Genomic DNA, 19709 nt, shown 5'->3' with positions numbered 1-19709 from the left:
CGACAGGTTGATAGAACAGCCCCGGGCTTTTGCCAAAGGCACCACGCATCAGCCTTGAGTTTTCAAGGCCAGTTTCAATTGACGAGAACGTGCAGCGTCTACTGCTTGACCATGGCCAAAACCACCCTCCCAGGCACACACCCGGGCAGCAAATTCGACACCGTGCAGCAGACAATTCGCAAGGCTGTGCCCGGCTTGCCACTCCAGCAGGAACGCAGCGATGAAGCCATCGCCGGCGCCCATGCTGTCGACGAAGGTGCAGGGCATGCTCGGCTGCTGATGGACGCCATCAGCAGCGAATGCCAGCGCTCCCTGAGCGCCGCGAGTGATCACCACGATCGCGGGCCCCATGTCGCGCATCGATGCCGCAAGCGCATAGGCCTCATTTGAGTCCAGATTGGCGGCAGAGAAGAACGCGATATCGACATGCTTGATCAGGGCGGCCCAATCGAACTCGGTCCAGTTGTCGGAGAAGTCGAAGGACAGATAACCGCTGGACTGGCGAATCTGCGCCAGTTGGTCTTCGAGACCGCTGTAGAGACTGCTGTGCGCCAATGGGTAGTTCGCGATATGCGCCAGATCATCGGCATCCAGGCGCAGTTGGCGACAAACACCAGGATCGCTGCCGAGAAATACTCGCTCGCCGTCGAGACTGTCGACACACGCCCAACCATTGGCACCCGGCAGCGTTCGGCAGCGCGATGACTCAACCTCCTCCTGTTGCAGGCAATCGAGCAAGCGTTGGCCGTAACGGTCATCACCGACGCAGCCCAGGTAAGCGCTGCGAGCGCCCAAGCGGGAAGCGAAGACCGCAACATTGAGGGCATTCCCGCCCGGATATTCAACGTTCCGGTCCAGGTACACATCGATGGTGTTGTCCCCAATCGCGATCATGCCGGCCATGCTCAATACTCCGTTTTCCACATGTAACGGCGAGTCGTCAGCGGCTGCTGATGCCAGACGGCCAGATGCGCGGCGATGCGTTCAGCGGCAATACCGACGATGTAGGGGGCGACAAGAGGGCGGATTTCCGGGTCGATACCGACCATGGGAAAATCTTTGGAGTCGTAGACCATGACCCGTTCGGTATACCGCTGGCAGAAACTCACGACCCGTTCCATCTGGGCTCTGCTCGGGTCTTCTCCGACCAGCAGAAGCAGCGGGGTGGTGGCATCGATGGCCTCGAATGGACCATGGAAAAACTCGGCGGCCTCCACCGGCAGGCAATGCAGCCATTGGCTTTCCATGACCACACAGACGCCGAACACATAAGCTGTGGTGAACATCGGGCCCGACGCCAGGAAGTACATGACGCGGTCATCTTTGTAGAGCCGGGCTTCTTCGGTGGCGCGCTGGTTATTGTTGATCGCCGCATCGGCCAGTGCCTGCGGCAAGGCTTTGAGCGAGCGCGTGAGCTTGTCGAGAAGCGGCCAGTCTTCACGCTCGGCCAGAATCCCGCCGATCAGCGCCTGAAGGATCATGAAGCAGCCGAAGTACGCCTCATCTGTGCGCCCCAGCAGAAAACAGTGTTGAACGGCCTGCGCCAACGGCAGTTCGGCGGTCTGGGTAACCCCCACGGTGAGGCATGGTTTGTCTTGCAGAAAACGTGCGGCGGCGATGGTTTCCTGGGTCGTTCCGGACTTGGAGGCGAGGATGACCAAGGTGCGCTCATCCAGACGCGGCGGATCGATATCCATGAAATCGGCGGGGAAGTAGCGGCGAACTTCCAGTGAGTGGCTGTAACGCTCCAGCCAGTATTGCAGGCCGAGCATGATGCGGTTGGGTGCTCCGCAGCTGACGAAATAGATGCGGTCAATCCGCGTCGCCAACTGCCGGCCAAACTGCTGGGCATCGTCCACGGTTTGAACTGATTGTTTCAAGGAGGAGATGAAGCCTTCCCGGTTGAACTCGATCGCCATGTTGACTCCTTCAGGTCTTGTTGCGGCGGTGCATGTTGCGCTTGTTTACCACCAGTTAGACCAAAATCTATACCATGAAAAATACCATTACAAGGGTTTTGTCCCGTGGTCTAATACGGTTAATAAGCGGTTTCGAGGGGTTTTCTGAGCCAGGTGCGCTTGATAGTTCTCAAGTCAGCGGATTTTCTTCAGTTTTTCTTGTTTATTAGCGCAATAAATCCCAACGGATCGCCGAAAAAATAAACCAGGATGTAGACCATGAAAACTGTCAATCCAAAACCGTCTGAGGCGGCATACCCAACGCCTCAACGCAAGCAGGTCGCCTGGCAGGCCGTACAAACGCTGCTTGAGATGTTGGAGCGTCCTGAGTTCGGACCGACTGAACGTATCCCGGCAGAAAGGGATCTGGCTGAGCATCTGGGCATTAGCCGAATGACCTTGCGCAAGGCACTTCAAACGCTGATCGGGCGGGGGATTCTGGAGCGCAGGGGGAATCGAGGGACGTTCGTGACCGCCCCGGGGGTCGAGAGACCCCTCAATACCGTGGCGCGCAAAGGCATCGCTGAAGTGATCGAGCAGGCAGGCTCCCGGCCGGGCAGCAAGTTGTTGTATTTCGAGCAAACCCAAGCCAGTGGCCGAGTCGCCAAATTATTGAAGATAAGTGAAGGCGATGCATTGTTGACGATTCGCCGTCTGCGCACGGTCGATCAAAAGCCGTTTTGTATCGAGACCAGTTATATCCCGGCCGCGCGTGCTCCTGACCTGGTGGCGGGGGATCTGATCGAGGGTGCATCGCTCTATGCATTGCTGCTGACGCGGTATCAGATCGAAATCGAAAGCGACGAGGGCACGTTGAGCATTGCCAGCATCAACGATCAGGAGGCGCGCTTGCTGGAAGTCGAACCAGGCACCTCAGCGCTGGTTTACCGGGGCGTGATCTACGATACGCAAGGTCAGCCCCTGGAATACCTCGTGTCGATCAACCACCCTCAGCGTGTCGTGTTCAAGTTGGAAAACAGCCGAGTTGACGCCTTCAATTCAAGTGAGTCTCACGCCTGATCAATTGAACCTGAACGACGCTCCATAGGCTGATTAGACTTGTTCGGGAAGTTGAAAAAGCGACTGTGCTTGTTCAATATCGAGGTGTGCAACATTGATGCGCAACCACGGACTAGACTGGCCGTCGGCACTGAAGAGAGTGCTAGGCGCAAGCAGAATATCGCGCTGAAAGGCGGCTTTGATAAATGCATCTAGACTATTGAGCCGAGGGTGACGAATCCAGACAAACATGCCCTCTTTTACTGGATGGAATAGTTCCCAGCCCCATCTCAGGAAACTGGCTTGAGCGACTGCTTGGGCAGTCTGTAAGTTTCGCCGCACTGCCTGCAGGTGCCTGTCATAACTGCCCTCAACTAGAATAGCGCTCAGGAAACGTTCGCAGAAGCTGGGCAATGATACGCTGGTCAGAAGTTTGAGGTCAGCCAGTTCGGCAATCAGCGTTGGTTGCGCGGCAATGTAGCCGACCCTCAGGTTGGCTGACAGGGTCTTGGAAAAACTGCCTACATAAACCACTTTACGCAAACCATCCAGCGTGACTAGACGATTGTCCTGTTCGGAGCAGAAGTCACCATAGACATCATCTTCAATAATCACAACGTCATGTTCGTACGCCAGTTGCAGCAGTTTGAAGGCATTGTGCGGACTCAGGGAGGTCCCCGTAGGATTGTGCAGTCGCGAGTTTATAAAGAACGCCTTGACCTTGCGAGTATCTAGCACCGAGGCAAGGATCTCGATGTCCGGTCCGTCGCAGCGACGGGGGATACCAGTCACCCTGGCGCCTCGCAAGCGCAGCAATTGCACCAGGTTGCTGTTGCAGGGATCATCGATCAGCACTTCATCGCCCGGCTCTATGAGCTGTCGAATGACTAAATCCAAGGCCTGCGTGGCGCCTAGGGTCGTTAGTAAGTGGTCGGTGTCAAGTGCCACGCCGAGCTTGGGCGAAAGGTGCTCTACCAGGTTATGCCGTAGCGGCAGATAGCCGGCAGGGTCACCATACTCGACCAGCGAACTGTGAGCGAAATTAGCGGTACGCCGAATCACCCGTGCCAGCGCCTGTGTGTCACGCCAGTCTGCTGGGAGCCAGCCGCAGCCCAGTTTCATGCACTGGTCATTGCCGTGGAACATCTGCCAGAAAGCCTTGAGCCCATGGGGGTCGTGGGTGCGTATCTGCGGTTGTCGGTCGCTGGGTAACTGTGCGCCGGCCCGGGCCATGACGAAGTAGCCGCGTCCTGGTTGGGCACTGATCAAACCGTTGGCGCCAAGGCGCTCGTAAGCGCTGACCACGGTATGGAAACTGAGTCCCTGAATCGCCGCCATCCGGCGTATCGATGCAAGCCTCTGACCAGACTTGAGCTGACCATGCTCTATCGCGCGCTTGATTGCCGCGACCAACTGCTCCGTTGCAGGCAGCTGCTGACTATCATCTAGGGTGAATTCCATGTCATTCCCGGGCAACTGTTAGAAAAACTGTATGACAGTTAGTCGTAACAGCTAGCCACTGTTTTTGCAAACTATTGGATCCAGCCGTAGCGTGCTTTCCATTCACCACGCCGGAATGATACGGATGCTGGACACTGCAAACTCAGAGCTTTTGATGGACTATTACGCCTCTTACTCAAGTCAGTGGGTCGAGCTGGGAGCCTGTGTAACAGCGGCACAAACACACGGACAATGCCTGTGGGTCGGCAGTTACCTGAGCCTTGTGCATTCGCTGCGCACTCCCCCGACTGTCATTGTTGACCTCGATGCCGGTGTCCTTTCTCACGTCCTCCAAGATTTCAAGGGCATTTTCGCGGTACAGGGCGATATCCGCAGCTTACCGTTTAAAAATTGCTTCGAGCGGGTATTGGTGCCCGGTTGCGTTAGTGCCTACCTGCTTGATGATGTCGACATCGAGCGTACGGCAGCGTCCATCGCCAGCGTCCTCGACAGGCGTTGTGCCGCCACGTTATGGCTGGACGCCTACGACAGCGAACGCATCCTTGAGACTGATTATTTTAATGGCGAACGCGAGGTGATGCTGCTTGGTCAACCTTGGAGGTTGAGCGCCCGAAGCACACGGGTGAGGGTGCAACCATTCCTCTTCGACGTGCACTTGTGCTTTACCCCCCGCCATGCAACTGGCACGTCGGTCAGGCTTAAGTTCCGTCAACGGGCGTTTCGCATATCCGAGCTGCAGGACATCTTCCAGGCCCGAGGTTTCGAGTGCCGTAGCCACGAAACTCATTTCGCCACGGGCCGACATGGTCTGAGATTTTCTCTGAAAGCGACATAAACGCTTTGTCCCACAATGCTCAACTGTTAGATCGCAGCGTCTAACAGTTATTTGGTTTGCACCTGTCCTGTTAGGTAATTGGCAAGGTGATTCGTTTTATGATCCTGCATGCACTTTGGTTTCTAAAATTACCACGCGCCGATTATCGGCTTACTCCTCGGAATTGACGGAATGGGAATGGTCTTATGTATGGTCGGAACATTGTAACTGATGCACATTTGCTGGAAAGCGATTGGAAGTGGCAGCAGAAGAATCTCATCAACTCCATCGATGAACTTCTTCTTTTTTTTCCGGGGCTGTCGGGTACAGCACAATATTTCAATATTCTAAATAATATCACCACTCGCAAGTTGGGTCTGACCCCCTATCTGGCCAGTCTGATAAAGACCAACGAACAACAATGCCCGGTTTCCAATGATCCTATGGCTGCAAGTGGCGCCGGTATGGTCGACCAACGAGAAAAGCCAGTTCGAATACGATGGTGAATCTGAAAACTGGGAGCTGCCCCATGAGATGGTGACGGATATTTGCCAACACAAGTATGATAACCGGGTGATTATCAGGACCGCCAATGTCTGCCATGCTTATTGTCAATTCTGTTATGAGGCGTTACGAACACTGGAACAGGACACGCAGAAAAAAGCCTTCAAGAAAAGTGAATGGCAACAGACGATCGAATATATCGCAGTCCGTCCTGAGGTCGAGGAAGTGATCCTTAGCGGTGGCGAACCCTTCATGCTTTCGGACGAACGCATCGACACGCTACTATCTTCCCTGCGAGCGGCGCGCCCCGACATTATCATTCGCATTCATACTCGCGCACTGACGTTCAACCCATTCCGAATTACCGAAGACCTCGTCAATATATTACGGAAGTGGAAGGTTAATGCCGTTGGGATTCATATCAGCCACCAGCAGGAAATCAGCGCGGACTTTCTTGACGCAGTACTGAAGTTGCAAGCTGCCGTGCCGCTACTATTTGCAAACATCCCTCTTCTGGCGGGGATCAACGATAGCTACGGTGAAATGAAGGCGTTGTGCCTGAAAATGTATTCGATCGGTGTGCTACCGCATTACCTGTATCAATTCATGCCGTTCTCACCCGGCAGCGAGCAATATCGTGCGCACATCAGTACTGGTATTGCAATTATTTCACACATGAAACGTCGCATTTCGAATATGGCTGTTCCAGAGTTCGTGCTGCCTCATCGCACAGGTAAATACACCGTACCCCTGGATATTCAAAAGTCCCCGGCACAACTGCAAGTGGATCTCTCCGGCGTCGAGTCAATGTCCTTCATTAACTGGCAAGGCGAGTCCTGCGTTTTCCCTCAGTAACAACCCTTCACTGGCATCAAGGTTTTTACGATGAAAATTATTATCTTGGACTCACGAAAAAACTCCTATGTCAGCACGCCTGACATTGAACTGGCCTGCCTTGCCGAATACGCACAAGTCCAACTTTATCATGTCGATTGTGTGGAACAGTTACCCATAGAGGCCCTCGATTGCGACGGCATCATCTCTTGGCATCTGGTACCACTGGGCAAAGAGTCACTGGAGCGTTTTACTCAGTGCAAGGCAATCGTTCGGTCGGCTGTCGGTTTTGACAACATCGACCTGGAATTTGCCCGCAGCCGCGACATTCATGTCGCGAACGTACCGGATTATGGCACTGAGGAAGTGGCAGACCATACCTTGGCGCTTTCATTGGCATTGGTGCGAAAGCTTAAAGGCTCCGACCGCATTGTCCGCCATGGCAGTTGGGATTGGCGCGAAGTCGGCGCCATCCCGAGGATGAGCGACATGCAAATTGGCATCATCGGCATGGGGCGAATCGGTTCTGCCGCTGCTCTGCGATTCAAAGCGTTCGGTTGCCGGGTGGGTTTCTACGACCCTGTTCGGGCCAGTGGTTGGGAAAAGGCTGTTGGTGTCGAACGCTTTGAAACACTCAACGAACTGCTGGCGTTTGGCGAGCTGATTTCCATCCATGCTCCGCTCAACGCCGATACTCGCCACATGATCAGCCATGACAGCTTCAGCAGGATGCGGGGCAAGTTTTTGGTCAATACCGCGCGAGGCGCGATCATCGACTCAGATGCACTGGTGAACGCAATGGAACAGGGCACCCTACGCGGCCTGGGACTGGACGTGTATGAAGACGAAGCCCGCCTTCCCTCCTCACTGCTGATGGGCGAGGAAGTGATCTGGACCCCTCATGTTGCCTTTTACTCGGACAGTGCCCTCAGCGAACTCAGAACCAAGGCCGCCCAGTGCATGCTCCGGATCCTGCAAAGTGGCTGGCACAGAAACGTCGTCAATTGACCAATAGGCATGCACTTTCGGGCGCCTGGTCGCACGACCTAGCGTCCGACTTGTAGCCCCTGAAGAGAAGCGCCATGCTCACGCCCGCCAAACAATTCATCGACCACCGCTTCGAAAACCCGTTTCCCGGAATGCCTGCTCTTGAGCGAACGCTCGGCTATCCGATTCAAAGCCGTCTCAGCGGTAACGAGGCCTTGGAACTGTACCCAGCCCAATGGGTTCGTACCTATGGCGAGGACTTCCTGACCCTATGCAGGCAATATCAGGATCCTTCGGCCCACTCATTACGCATCGCACTTGCTCAACGACACGGTCTGGACCTGCAAGACCTGCTAGTGGACGCAGGGGCCGATAGCCTTATCTGCTTGGTTCTCAGAACTTTTACCAACCTAGGCGACAAAGTACTGAGCGCTTCGGGTACTTACCCAACCTTCGAGTACTTTTCCAGGTCATTGGGCCTGGATATCTCCCACGTGCCCTACGCCGGTGAGGGTGCCGACATCAAGGTCGATCTTGAGGGCCTGCTGGCTGCTGCTTCAATCCTGAAACCAAAGGTCCTATATCTGGCCAACCCGGACAATCCTACCGGCAGTTTCCACGACTTGGTGACTGTGCGGGATTTTGCCCGAGCCCTGCCTGACGAAACACTGTTGCTGCTGGACGAGGCCTATCTGGAATATGCCGTTCATGAAAGTGCCCCCGGTCTTTTGCCAAACACAGTCAGAGTCCGCAGCTTTTCCAAGGCCTACGGCTTGGCGGGCTTGCGCATCGGTTATGCCATGGCGCCGCAGACGCTGCTCGCGTACGCCCAACAGGCGCGTATTCATTACGCGGTCTCGTCCATCGCGCAAATGCTGGCCGAACAAGCCCTTGCTGACCACGACCACGCTGCGACGTTGCGACGCGAAACCCTGAAATTGCGTCGGCTCTTCTATCAGGTCGCCGAGAAAAATGACGTCGTGTTTATCCCATCCTCGACCAATTTCGTTTCACTACCGTTCGATGATCCGCAGGCCATCGTCAACTTGCACAAGGATCTGCTTGCGCTTGGAGCCTGCGTCAGCAAACCCGCGCCGCTGGATGGCCGTCACCTGTTGCGAGTGACCTTACATCCAGATGTATTCAAACCAGAAATCGCTTCTTTGATCTTCGCCTCTGGAAGACGGACTTGATAATGAAAAAACTACTGATCATCGGCATTGGCAGCGTTCCGCTCAAATACTTGGTCCAGGCGCTCGGGCAATTTGGCTACAGCCCCTTGTTGCTGGGACGCAGGAACTCATTCTCGGAACAAATACAGAGCTGCCTCCAAGACCTGGAGTTTCATGAGTTGGATACCTCATCCGCCCAGTCTGTCATCGCGTTTGTGCATCAGCATCCAGAGGATTTTGGGGAGATCTTCGCCATCACCAGCCTGTTCGACGAAATGTTTCCGTTGATCGAAACGGTTGCCCAGCACTTCGGTTGGCTCTCCCCTGGATCGGTAGTGGCCTCGCTGAGCGACAAGAAAACCGTACTGTCATTGGTCCCGGAATTCAGCCCGCCGAGTCTGTGCTTCACTGCCGATCAATTGGCCGCCATGGATGTCGATGCATTGAGTCAATTGGGTGACCGGCTCGTGATCAAGCCTGTGCTGTCTTCCGGGGGGCTGGGCCTCAAGCACTTGAGTTGGCACAAGGACCTTGCAGGTTGCCTCGCGGAACATATCGAGCGGAGCGGCTTTGCTGCTGCCACCGAATGGGTGTTGCAGCAGGAACTGACTGGCCGCCTGCTGAGTTTCGAGGGCTATGTCGAGGCCGGCATCGTGCGTCGTCTTGGGGTTTCGAGCCGTTCGAGAATCGGCTTCACCGAAGTCGCCAATAAATACCCGGCAGGCGACGACCTTGATCGAACCGTCACAGAAAGGGGCTGGGATTGCATCGAGTCACTGGTGCACCGCTCCAGCTACAAATATGGCTATTACCATTGCGAATTTATTCAAACCCCCGCCGGCGTTTATCTGGTGGATGCCAATGTTGGCCGTATAGGCGGTGCAACCATCGTGGAGCAGATCGCCTTGGCCCATGACATCAACATCACAGACTTGCTGGCCCACGTCCTGTTGATGCCCTTGCTTAAGAACCTCACCCCTATCGAAATTTTTACCAGTGTACGGTTGGTGCCCCACAAGACCTTGGGCATTTGGTATGGCATCCCGGTGTCGGGCAGGCTCGAGCACTTGCAGTTAGGGCCTATCCGGGGTCGCCATACACAGTTCGCCGCGAACGGGACGGAGGTGCCATGCATCGGCGAGTCGGACTATGCGTGGGTAGGCATGCTCAGCGGTCATGAGGACGAGGTGCTGTCCGATATCCATAGCATCACGCTACTGACCGACAAAGGCACGTTCGAACCGGCCTTCTCCCTGGACTGATCGAGAACCCACTCTGCTCAGGATTTCACGATGATCATCTACATCATAAGATTTTTCAGTTGGGGTGCCTGGAGCATCTTGTTTTCATTCTTCGCGGTATGGATGGCGTCATCAGCCAACTTCAGCGCTGCCGATATCAGCCTTATCGCAGGCACCTTGGCGCTGACTAACCGGGCAGGTTCACTGTTGTTCACGCACTGGATAGCGATCATCAACTTCAAGAAACTGATGATCGCCATGCAGTTGCTTATCGCGACGGCGATCGTGGCGCTGCAGTGCCTGTATCGACTAGAGATCCATGACCTGATTCCATGGATGGCGAGTGTGGCACTTTTCGGAGTCGCTAATTCAGTGTCTACCCTGGCGCAATTGACCTTTATTGCCAGCGGTAACACCCGTGCCAGCCAAGTGTCGGCCTTCTCCAAGGAAAACGTTGCACTAAACCTGAGTGCGGGGATCACCCCCTATGCCTCCGCCTTGGTGCTGACGCACTTCCCCCAATGGTACCTGTCATTTTCCCTGCTCTATTGCCTACCCACCATGGTGCTGTGCCTGCTTATCGAACCGGCGTCCCATCCAGCCGCAGCCAGACAGGTTGTGACCACCGCTGACACCGCCGCTTCGGACACATACAGCCGACTGTCTTTCCTTGCCATCAACTTTCTGTCGTTCTTTGCCTTTAGCCAGTTTTATAACGTCTTTCCCTTCTATGCCGAAACTGCCATGGGGGCGGAGAATATCGGGCTGCTCTTCGCCTCTAGCAGCCTGTTAATCGTTCTACTGCAGCTTCCCCTTACCAAACTCTGCACACGGCTCAGGCGCCAGGAACTAATTATTGGTGCAAACGTCTTCATGGCGGTAGGGGTGTATGCCCTGTTCCATGCCACCAACAACCTGAGCGCAATGGTCGCTGCTGTCTTGTTCCTGACTCTAGCTGAAATGATATTCGGACCAATTTACCAGTCCATGTCGATTAAGATTTTCCCAGGCAATCCAGCTTTTGCAATGGCCATACTGACTTTCACGTGGGCTTTGGCAGAAACCATTGCCACGGTCGTCGGCTTGTTTCTTGTTGGTCGAGGACATGCATGGGCAGTGTTCGCTATAGCTGCGGTGACTGGCCTGGTAGCTTCTGCAATCACCCTTGGTAGACGACCCGCGAAGTCCAAAAATCTCCTTCGACAGCTTCTTTTCAAAACGCCCTGAACGACGCCCCATAGGCTGATTCAGGCAACTGGTCGGCACCGTCGGAGCGAAGGCGTGACCTGAACGTGCCGCTTTGCGGTTCGGTACGGTAGAGGCCTCTTTTCTGCAACGCTGGAACGATCAGTTCGACAAAATCATTGAGCGTTCCGGGGCTGATCAGCGGGTTAAGCATGTAGCCGCTGGTGCCGGAAATTTTTGCGTGCTCTTCAATCTTCTCGGCGACCTGCTCCGGGGTGCCGACCAGGATCAGGTCACTGCCTCGGGTGACCTTGGCAAATCGCTGCTTCACGTCCCCTGCGGTCAACGGCTTGCCACTGCCATCGGGCTTCATTACGTAAGAGGTCAGTCCCTCGGTGTGGGTCGAAAGCGCCTCGCTGTCAGCGTAACGGCTGATATCGATCCCCGTGTCACCGGCGTAACTGACCAGCTGTGCTTGCAGGTGATAGTTGCTTTGCAGTTCTTCGTATTTTTTCTGCGCTTCGATGGCGGTAGGCGCGGTGACGATGCGCAAGACGGTCAGAGACTTCACATCCTCGCGCTGACGACCCCGCGCCAGGGCCTGGCCCCAAATGTCCTCAAGACCCTCGCGAATCTCATGCGGGTTCGACTTGGCGATGAAAATCAGCTCGGCGTGCTTGGCCGCGAATTGCCGACCTCGGGCTGACCAACCGGCCTGAATCAACAGCGGTGTTCGTTGCGGCGAAGGTGAGCTCAGGTGCGGGCCGGCAACGCGATAGTGCTGACCGGCATGATTGATCGGCCTGACCCGATCACCTCGGGCATACCGTTGCCGAGCCTTGTCGCCGACCACCGCATCGTCAGCCCAGCTGCCTTCCCACAGCTTGTAGACCACATCGAGAAACTCTTCGGCGCGCTCATAACGATCATCATGCTTGATCATTTCCTCAAGCCCGAAGTTGCGCGCTGCGCTGGACAAATACGAGGTCACGATATTCCAGCCCACCCGTCCATTGGTGAGGTGGTCGAGGGTGCTGAAGCGACGGGCATGGGTGAACGGATGCTCGTAGGTCGTGGTCACAGTGACGCCGAATGCCAGACGCTCAGTCATGGCCGCCAATGCCGGAATAATCATCAGCGGATCATTCGCAGGGGCTTCGACTGCCCATTTCAGGGCCGCCGCTTCGGAGCCGCCATAGACATCGTAGAAACCCAGAACGTCGCCGAAAAACAGCATGTCGAGGTTCGCTTGATCGGCGGTGCGGGCCAGGTCCGACCAATAATTCAGTGTGTTGATTCCCAGTCGTTTATCAGAAGGGTGAGTCCACAGGCTCGGCGCACCGCCGCAGCCGACGCTGGCTTGCTCATAGAGGGCGAACAACAGGGGTTTTGGATCGGACATCGTGGTTCCTGCTTGAAGTGATTAGACACGTGATTTCGAGGCGTCAGCCATGGACATAAAGTCGCTTAGCGTTGGTTCTTGAAGGCTTTGCCATAGTGCCGTTCCAGTCGCGCCTGGATCAGTTCCAGGCCGATGGAGAGCAACCAGTAAATGACGGCGGCCGTGGTCAACATCTCGATGTAACGGTAGGACGATCGCCCGTAGGATTGCGCCAGGAACATCACTTCCCAGACGCCCATCACAGACACCAGCGATGAGTCCTTGAGCATCGAGATGAACTGGCTGGTGGTCGGCGGGATGATCGTGCGCATGGCTTGCGGCAGGATGATGTGCCAGAAGGTGGCGGCCGGTCTGAGGCCCAGCGCGGCAGCCGCTTCACGCTGGCCAGGTGCGACGCCGATGATCCCGGCGCGAAAAATCTCGCTCAGGTAGGCACCGTAGTTCAGTGACAGGGCGATGATGCCGGCACTGATCGCACCGGGCACCACCCCGAGTTGTGGCAGCCCCAGGTAGATCAACAAGATCTGGATCAACAGTGGGGTGCCACGGAAAAACGAGGCGTAGAAACTGGCGATACCAAAGGCGACCGCGCTCTTGGACAAGCGCGCCAGCGCTGTGATGAAGCCCAGCGCCAGCGACAGCCAGATCGAGCAAAAGCACAGAAACAACGTCAGTGCCGCGCCTTGAAGAAAACCATCGGGCCCCAGGTGCAAGCCAACCAGGTTTTGCCATTTGTCCTGGACGATCGAGAACTTCAGATCGAAGCTCATGAAGAACGCCGCGCACAGGCCGAGCATCACCGCCCAGGTCAGATACAGACGGGTGCGGAAGCCGAACAGACGGTCCCGAAGTGATTCAGGCGTTGCGGCTTCTGCGCGGCGTGGAGGTTGTTGGAAAGCACTCATTTGCTGATGTCAGCGCCGATCCATTTCCGCGAAATCTTGCCCAGTGTCCCGTCGGTCTTGAGCTGGGCAAGCACCTGAGTGACCTTGGCATCCCACTCGGGATCGCCTTTTTCAGTCGCCACGACGTTGGGCTCAGCGTACAGCGCCTCACCGGCAATCTTGAATCTCGGATCCTGTGCAATACGTTCGCGAGCGGTAATCAGGTTGGTCACCATCGCATTCAGGCGCACGCCGCTGCCCAAGGCAAGATCCTGAAAGGCCACGGTCTCGTTGTCGTAAGGCGCGACCTGCACCTGATCAAAGGGGTAGCTCAGGGGTTTGTTTTCCGCGCCTTCAATGACCAGATCCTTGTTCAGGTAACTTTCGTAGGTAGAGGCACTGATCACCCCGACTTTTTTGCCTGACAGATCTTTGCCAGACGTGATGCTGTTGTCCTTGGCGTTGACCACGATTACCGCCGGCGACTCGTAGTACTCAACCGGGAAATTGAACACCTGCGCGCGGGCCTGACTTGGGGTCATCGAGCAGACGCAAATGTCATAGCGACCACTCCAATGGCCTGCGGCGATCACATCCCAGGACGGCGTTTCCAGGTGCAGCTTCACCCCAAGACGGTCAGCGACGGCCTTTGCGACGTCAACGTCGAAACCATCCAGTTGATTCTGTGCATTGAGGAACGAGAACGGAGGGTAGTTTTCCATCAACACCCCCACCAGCTCACCCTTTTTGTTGACGCGGTCCAGAGTGGGCCCGGCCAGGGCGGCAGAGCAGGCGGTTAGCAGGGCGAGGCCAAGCGGCAAGAGGGCAGTTTTTTTCAATCGAATCACCAGTGGGTAGAGAGGGTTTTATAGGGGACTGAGTATATTCAAACGCAATATAAAACTTATTGGTAATTCTTTTTATGAATAACAAAAGCTTGAATCGCTATATGATTCGGACTGCACGCGTAGCTGTTTGCCTGGCAACAGACGATGAACACCTATGACTAATCTCAGCCGTGCTCCCAGGTTTCCCTCCGAGTTGCGGTCGGAAAAAAAGCTCTAAGGTAATGACTAAAAATTATTTTTTTAATTCCTAAATGGAATATATCGTCGGCTTCCAGGAACGGTGACTCTACCTTGAGGGCTTCATGATGCGGCGTCTTACGACTTTGGCAATGGCTATGGCAATCAGCGGTTCGGCATGGGCGCTGACTCCGCCGGATACGCTGGTGGTGGCGCGTTCGATTGACGATATCGTCAGTCTCGATCCCGCCGAGAGTTTCGAAATTACCGCGACCAACACCTTGGTCAACGTATACCAGCGTTTGCTTGAGCCTGATCGACACGAGCCGTCCAGGCTGGTCCCGGCATTGGCGACGGGGTGGCAGGCCGGTAGCGACGACAAAAGCCTGACGTTCGAGTTACGCGCCGGGGCCACTTTTGCCTCGGGTGACCCGGTGCGTCCAGAGGACGTGATCTATTCGTTGAACCGCGTCGTCAAGCTGAACAAAACCCCTGCATTCATCCTCGGTGAGCTGGGCTGGACGGCGGAAAATATCGATGGTTTGCTGACCAAGGTGGATGAGCATCACGTCCGAATCGCCTGGCCAGCAGCGGTGGGTAGCGTCTTCGCCTTGAGTATCCTGTCGGCCACGCCCGTCGGTTTCATTGTCGATGCCGTGGAAGTCGAAAAACACACCCAGGGCGGCGACCTCGGCAATGGCTGGTTGAAAAATCACTCGGCCGGCACCGGGGCTTATGCCTTGCGCACCTATACACCGCATGAGGCCGTGGTGCTGCAGGCCAATCCACATGCCGCCACAGCGCCGAAGTTGAAGACCGTGGTGATCAAGAACGTCACCGACCCGGCGACTCGCCGGTTGCTGGTGGTGCAGGGTGACGCGGACCTCGCGTTTGATTTGGGTGCCGATCAGTTCAGTGCCCTGGAGCAGCAAAAGGGTCTGAAGGTCCAGCGTTTCCCTTCGTCGATGATCTACTACCTGGGTATCAACAGTGGCAACACGCAGGTGCCCGCCTTGAAGAACCCGGCGTTCTGGGAGGCCGCACGCTGGCTGGTGGATTATCAGAGCATTTCCAAAGATCTGCTCAAGGGCCAGTACAGCGTTCACCAGGCGTTCCTGCCCACGGGACTGGCCGGCTCACTGAGCAATACACCGTTCAAGCTGGATGTGGACAAAGCCAAGGCCATCCTGAAAAAAGCCGGTATTGCCGAAGGAACGAAGGTCGAGCTGAGTGTGTTCAACCAACCGCCTTACACCGATATCGCCCAGGCACTGCAAGCCAGTTTCGCCAAAGCCGGCATCGACATCGCGGTACGTCCGCTGGTGGAAAGCGAACTGTGGGCGAAAATGCGCAGCCGTGACTATCAACTGATCTTTACCTATTGGGGCACCGATTACCTGGACCCTAACTCCAATGCCAGCACCTTCACTTACAACGTCCCTAATGGGCCGAAAACCCTGGCCTGGCGTACCCAGTGGGACATCCCGCAGCTGAGCGAAGAGACCCGCGCCGCAGCGGCTGAACGTGATCCGCAGAAACGCAGCATCTTGTATGGCCAGTTGCAGCAGGCGGTGCAAAAGAGCTCGCCGTTCGTCGTGGCCTTGCAAGGGCAGAATCAGGTCGCCGTGCGCGATGGGGTTCAGGGCGTGCTGCAGAACATCGCCGTTTCGCTGCCGTATTTCGATCTGGTGAGCAAGGCTAAGTGAGGGTAGGCGCCTCACGCCGGGTGCAGGTAGCGGGCACGGGATTGTTGACCTTGTTGGTCACGCTGATCGGCCTGCTGTTCTTTACCTTTATGTTGACCACGCTGTCGCCGGTCGATCCGGCGTTACGGATTGCCGGGGATCGTGCCAGCGAGTCGTCGCTGGCTCAGGTACGCACCGAACTGGGGCTCGACCAGCCTTGGCCGGTGCGTTTCGGCCGCTACCTTAACGGCTTGGCACAAGGTGATTTGGGCATTTCCAATACCTCCAGCCAGCCGGTGCTTGAAGATCTGCAGCGTGCGTTGCCGGCCACTCTGGAACTCGCCACCCTGGCGATTTTGCTGGGGGCCGGTCTCGGCTTGTCCTTGGGCCTGCTCGCCGCTTGGCGACCGGGTGGCTGGGTGGATGCCTTGGTACGGTTGTTCTCGCTGATCGGTTATTCGGTGCCGGTGTTCTGGCTCGGCCTGCTGATGTTGTTGCTGTTCTACGCGAAATTGCAGTGGGCGGGTGGGCCGGGGCGCCTGGACGATTCGTTGCTATACAGCATCGAGCTGCCCAGCGGCTGGATGCTGTGGGACACCTGGCGCTCCGGCGAGGTGGGTGCTTTGGCCAATGCCTTCGCGCACTTGGTGTTGCCGGTGCTGGTGCTGGCGTTTTATGCCATGGCCGGGATCTGCCGACTCACCCGTTCCGCCTTGCTCGGCGAGATGGGCAAAGAGTATGTGGTCACCGCGCTGGCCAAAGGTGCCGGGCGCGGTCGTGTGCTTTTGCGGCACGTCTTGCCGAACGTCGCGGGCACGCTAGTGGTTGTGGTTGCCCTGGCTTATGCCAGCTTGCTGGAAGGTTCGATTCTCACCGAAACCGTCTTCGCCTGGCCGGGCATCGGCCGTTATCTGACCACCGCTTTATTTGCCGGCGATGTCCCGGCGATCCTCGGTAGCACCTTGCTGATCGGACTTTGTTTCGTGGTGATCAATGGTGTCGCCGATGTGCTCGCCGGCATCATCGACCCGCGTACCCGGGAGTTGTTATGAGCCTTTCTGTGACCTTCGACAGTGTGTCCGCGCGACGACTGTGGCGTCGCTCGCCGGCATTGACCCTGGGCGTATCATTGATCGCGCTGTTGGTGCTGGTGGCGGTGTTCGCACCCTGGTTGAGCGGTTTCAATCCGAATCTACAAAACATTCCTCAGCGCCTGTTGCCACCGTCGGCCAGTCATTGGCTGGGCACCGACGGTTTTGGCCGAGACCTGTTCACACGGCTGCTCTTTGGGGCGCGCCCGACCTTGCTGTTGGTGTTGCTGGTATTGCTGCTGACCTTGCCCATCGGTGTGTTGGTCGGTGTCACCGCTGGCTTCTATGGCGGTTGGCCCGAGCGGATCCTGATGCGTTTGACCGATGTGGTCATGGCGTTCCCGCAATTGGTGTTGGCGCTGGCGTTCGTCGCCATCCTCGGCCCCGGTCTGCTCAACGGCGCGCTGGCGCTTTCCCTCACCGCGTGGCCGGCGTATGCCCGTCAGGCGCGGGCCGAGACCAGTGTGCTGCGTGACAGCGACTACCTCGCCGCCGCTCATCTGCAAGGTATACGCGGCGCGCGGCTGCTACTCGGCCATGTGTTGCCGCTGTGCCTGCCGTCAGTGATTGTGCGGGTGGCGTTGAATCTGGGCGGCATCATTCTGGCCGCTGCCGGGCTCGGTTTCCTCGGGCTTGGCGTGCAGCCGCCAACGGCCGAATGGGGCTCGATGGTCGCCGATGGCAGCCGTGTCATCTTCGATCAATGGTGGGTCGCCGCTGCACCGGGTATCGCTATTCTGCTGGCGAGCCTGTCCTTCAATCTGCTGGGCGACGGCCTGCGCGATGTTCTGGATCCCCGCCATGGCGCTTGATGATTCCCTGCTTGATGTACGCGGCCTGCGGGTGCGGTTTCCGGGGCGAGACGCTGAACCGATCGAGGTGGTCAAGGGTATCGACTTCCGTGTCGGTACCGAAAAGGTTGCCTTGGTCGGTGAGTCCGGCTCAGGCAAGTCACTGACCGCGCGAGCGTTGCTCGGTCTTATTCCGCACCCTGGTCAGGTCACAGCCGAGCATCTGCGCCTGGGGGGCAACGAGCTGCTCGGGCTGAGCGCCAGGCAGTGGCAGGCCCTGCGCGGTACGCGGCTGTCGCTGGTGCTGCAAGATCCTAAATATTCCCTCAATCCGGTGCTCAAGGTCGGCACCCAGGTCGAGGAGGTGCTGGTATTGCACACACGGCTGGGGCGTCGCGAGCGCCGCGAGAAGGTGTTGGACATGCTCGAAGCGGTGGGTTTGCCTGACCCGACGGCACTCTTTGACCGCTACCCCCACGAACTGTCCGGCGGCATGGGCCAACGCGTGATGCTGGCGGCGATGCTGATCAACGACCCTCGCTTGTTAATCGCCGACGAACCCACCTCGGCGCTGGACAGCGAACTGCGGGAGCAGATGCTCGAACTGATCATGGGGCTGGTGGAACAGCGGGGCATGGGTCTGTTGCTGATCAGCCATGACTTGCCCTTGGTGGCGAAGTACTGCGACCGGGTGCTGGTGATGTACCGCGGGCAGATTATCGATCAATGTCGCGCAGCCGAACTGGCTGCTGCCAGCCATCCCTACACGCGCACCTTGTGGAGTTGCCGGCCCTCGGCGCTGAGTTATGGCCACGCGTTGCCGACCCTGAACCGAAGCGTGCTTGAGGAGCGGCCATGAGCCTGGTGGACATCAGCACCTTGACGGTGAACTTCAAGCACGGTTTGAGTCATTTCACCGCGCTGCAGGTGGAAGACCTGCATATCGAGGCCGGCGAATGCTTTGGCTTGATTGGCGGCTCCGGTTCCGGCAAGTCGACTTTGTTGCGGGTACTCGCAGGACTGCACCGCGATTGGCAGGGCGGGATACAGTTGCTCGGCCGGTCACTTAAGGCGCAACACGCTTTCACTGGCAGCTTGCGGCGGGATGTACAGATGGTCTTCCAGGATCCTTACGCCTCGTTGCACCCTTTGCACCGAATCCGTCGTAGCCTGCGCGAGCCTCGGCAGATCAATCGCCTGCCTTTCGATGAGGCCAGTCTGGTGGCGTCATTGGAGCAAGTGGGACTGCCCGGCGAGGTCCTGGAGCGTTACCCGCATCAATTGTCCGGTGGCCAGCGCCAGCGTGTCGCCATCGTCCGCGCGTTGCAATTGCAACCCAGGTTGCTGTTGCTCGACGAACCCACCTCGGCGCTGGACATGACTGTCCAGGCGGAAATCCTCAACCTTCTCCAGGCGCTGCGCCGAGATACCGGCATGACCATGATCCTGGTCAGTCACGACATCAACACCGTCGCGCACCTCTGCGACAGGGCCTTGCTGATCAAGCGGGGATGTATTGAGCAACGCCTTGATCGCGCCGCGTTGATTGAACGGGCGGGTGCCTCGGCTGAGGCTTTCGGGCAAGTATGGCGGGCGGTGAGGGGGACGGCTGATAGACAAAAGGCCTGAATTTCAGGCCTTTTCTCCGTCGTTCGCTCCCACCGATCGAGGGCAGT

General features: G+C 57.0%; 18 protein-coding genes. 12 read left to right on the top strand and 6 right to left on the bottom strand.

The genetic code is table 11. The annotated features are described in order from the left end of the window. Positions 1-48: 48 nt before the first annotated feature. Together AC1MEE_RS16540 and AC1MEE_RS16535 are read right to left on the bottom strand one after the other, a co-directional pair. Positions 49-903: a PfkB family carbohydrate kinase gene (locus tag AC1MEE_RS16540; RefSeq protein WP_480410683.1), complete on the bottom strand. Its 855-nt coding sequence runs from the start codon at positions 901-903 to the stop codon at positions 49-51. Positions 904-905: 2 nt separating this feature from the next. Further along, positions 906-1919 carry an SIS domain-containing protein gene (locus AC1MEE_RS16535; RefSeq protein WP_480410682.1) on the bottom strand — a complete coding sequence of 338 codons (1014 nt, stop codon included), beginning with the start codon at positions 1917-1919 and terminating at the stop codon, positions 906-908. 258 nt (positions 1920-2177) lie between these two features. On the opposite strand from AC1MEE_RS16535, the gene AC1MEE_RS16530 reads away from it, so the two are divergent. Continuing rightward, the gene (locus tag AC1MEE_RS16530) at positions 2178-2978 is read left to right on the top strand and encodes a GntR family transcriptional regulator (RefSeq protein ID WP_480410681.1); all 801 of its coding nucleotides are present in this window, start codon (positions 2178-2180) and stop codon (positions 2976-2978) included. A 33-nt stretch (positions 2979-3011) separates the two neighbouring features. Here AC1MEE_RS16530 and AC1MEE_RS16525 read toward each other — a convergent pair whose 3' ends face one another. Continuing rightward, positions 3012-4418: an aminotransferase-like domain-containing protein gene (locus AC1MEE_RS16525; protein WP_480410680.1), complete on the bottom strand. Its 1407-nt coding sequence runs from the start codon at positions 4416-4418 to the stop codon at positions 3012-3014. Between the two features lie 124 nt (positions 4419-4542). On the opposite strand from AC1MEE_RS16525, the gene AC1MEE_RS16520 reads away from it, so the two are divergent. The 6 genes from AC1MEE_RS16520 (at position 4543) to AC1MEE_RS16495 (ending at position 11197) form a co-directional block, all read left to right on the top strand. Then, positions 4543-5253, top strand: coding sequence for a hypothetical protein (locus tag AC1MEE_RS16520; RefSeq protein ID WP_480410679.1), 711 nt, complete (start codon positions 4543-4545; stop codon positions 5251-5253). 414 nt (positions 5254-5667) lie between these two features. Continuing rightward, the gene (locus AC1MEE_RS16515) at positions 5668-6591 is read left to right on the top strand and encodes a KamA family radical SAM protein (RefSeq protein ID WP_480410678.1); all 924 of its coding nucleotides are present in this window, start codon (positions 5668-5670) and stop codon (positions 6589-6591) included. Between the two features lie 30 nt (positions 6592-6621). Further along, complete coding sequence (locus tag AC1MEE_RS16510) at positions 6622-7578, top strand: C-terminal binding protein (protein WP_480410677.1); 957 nt, start codon at positions 6622-6624, stop codon at positions 7576-7578. Between the two features lie 74 nt (positions 7579-7652). Continuing rightward, positions 7653-8750 (top strand): aminotransferase class I/II-fold pyridoxal phosphate-dependent enzyme, encoded by a 1098-nt coding sequence (locus tag AC1MEE_RS16505; protein WP_480410676.1) that lies wholly within the window; start codon positions 7653-7655, stop codon positions 8748-8750. Between the two features lie 2 nt (positions 8751-8752). Next, positions 8753-9991 carry an ATP-grasp domain-containing protein gene (locus AC1MEE_RS16500; protein WP_480410675.1) on the top strand — a complete coding sequence of 413 codons (1239 nt, stop codon included), beginning with the start codon at positions 8753-8755 and terminating at the stop codon, positions 9989-9991. 30 nt (positions 9992-10021) lie between these two features. Further along, positions 10022-11197, top strand: a complete 1176-nt coding sequence (locus AC1MEE_RS16495) for an MFS transporter (protein WP_480410674.1) — start codon at positions 10022-10024, stop codon at positions 11195-11197. Here AC1MEE_RS16495 and AC1MEE_RS16490 read toward each other — a convergent pair. The 3 genes from AC1MEE_RS16490 to AC1MEE_RS16480 all read right to left on the bottom strand — a co-directional run bounded on the left by AC1MEE_RS16490 (position 11184) and on the right by AC1MEE_RS16480 (position 14280). Next, on the bottom strand, positions 11184-12557 hold the full coding sequence (locus tag AC1MEE_RS16490; RefSeq protein WP_480410673.1) for an LLM class flavin-dependent oxidoreductase: 1374 nt from the start codon (positions 12555-12557) through the stop codon (positions 11184-11186). The two genes, AC1MEE_RS16495 and AC1MEE_RS16490, sit on opposite strands and share 14 nt — an antisense overlap. 65 nt (positions 12558-12622) lie before the next feature. Further along, positions 12623-13462, bottom strand: coding sequence for an amino acid ABC transporter permease (locus AC1MEE_RS16485; protein ID WP_480410672.1), 840 nt, complete (start codon positions 13460-13462; stop codon positions 12623-12625). Continuing rightward, a complete protein-coding gene (locus AC1MEE_RS16480) occupies positions 13459-14280 on the bottom strand; it encodes a transporter substrate-binding domain-containing protein (protein ID WP_480410671.1) in 822 nt (273 codons plus the stop codon). The genes AC1MEE_RS16485 and AC1MEE_RS16480 overlap by 4 nt, the downstream gene beginning before the upstream one ends. A gap of 314 nt (positions 14281-14594) precedes the next feature. Between AC1MEE_RS16480 and AC1MEE_RS16475 the strand changes: the two genes are divergently transcribed. From AC1MEE_RS16475 to AC1MEE_RS16455, 5 genes are read left to right on the top strand one after another with little or no spacing between them, the layout of a single operon-like run. After that, positions 14595-16172 (top strand): ABC transporter substrate-binding protein, encoded by a 1578-nt coding sequence (locus AC1MEE_RS16475; RefSeq protein ID WP_480416248.1) that lies wholly within the window; start codon positions 14595-14597, stop codon positions 16170-16172. Positions 16173-16192: 20 nt separating this feature from the next. Beyond that, positions 16193-17203 carry an ABC transporter permease gene (locus AC1MEE_RS16470; protein WP_480416247.1) on the top strand — a complete coding sequence of 337 codons (1011 nt, stop codon included), beginning with the start codon at positions 16193-16195 and terminating at the stop codon, positions 17201-17203. Then, entirely contained in the window at positions 17200-18054 is an 855-nt protein-coding gene (locus tag AC1MEE_RS16465; protein ID WP_480410670.1) for an ABC transporter permease, read from the top strand. The genes AC1MEE_RS16470 and AC1MEE_RS16465 overlap by 4 nt, the downstream gene beginning before the upstream one ends. Further along, a complete protein-coding gene (locus AC1MEE_RS16460) occupies positions 18044-18892 on the top strand; it encodes an ABC transporter ATP-binding protein (RefSeq protein WP_480410669.1) in 849 nt (282 codons plus the stop codon). The genes AC1MEE_RS16465 and AC1MEE_RS16460 overlap by 11 nt, the downstream gene beginning before the upstream one ends. Then, on the top strand, positions 18889-19662 hold the full coding sequence (locus AC1MEE_RS16455; RefSeq protein ID WP_480410668.1) for an ABC transporter ATP-binding protein: 774 nt from the start codon (positions 18889-18891) through the stop codon (positions 19660-19662). Before AC1MEE_RS16460 ends, AC1MEE_RS16455 begins: the two co-directional genes overlap by 4 nt. Positions 19663-19709 lie beyond the last annotated feature (47 nt).

Source organism: Pseudomonas sp. ASL3 (genome assembly GCF_056680425.1).
Note: the sequence above shows the minus strand (reverse complement) of the source record. Positions and strands in the feature narration are given on the sequence as shown.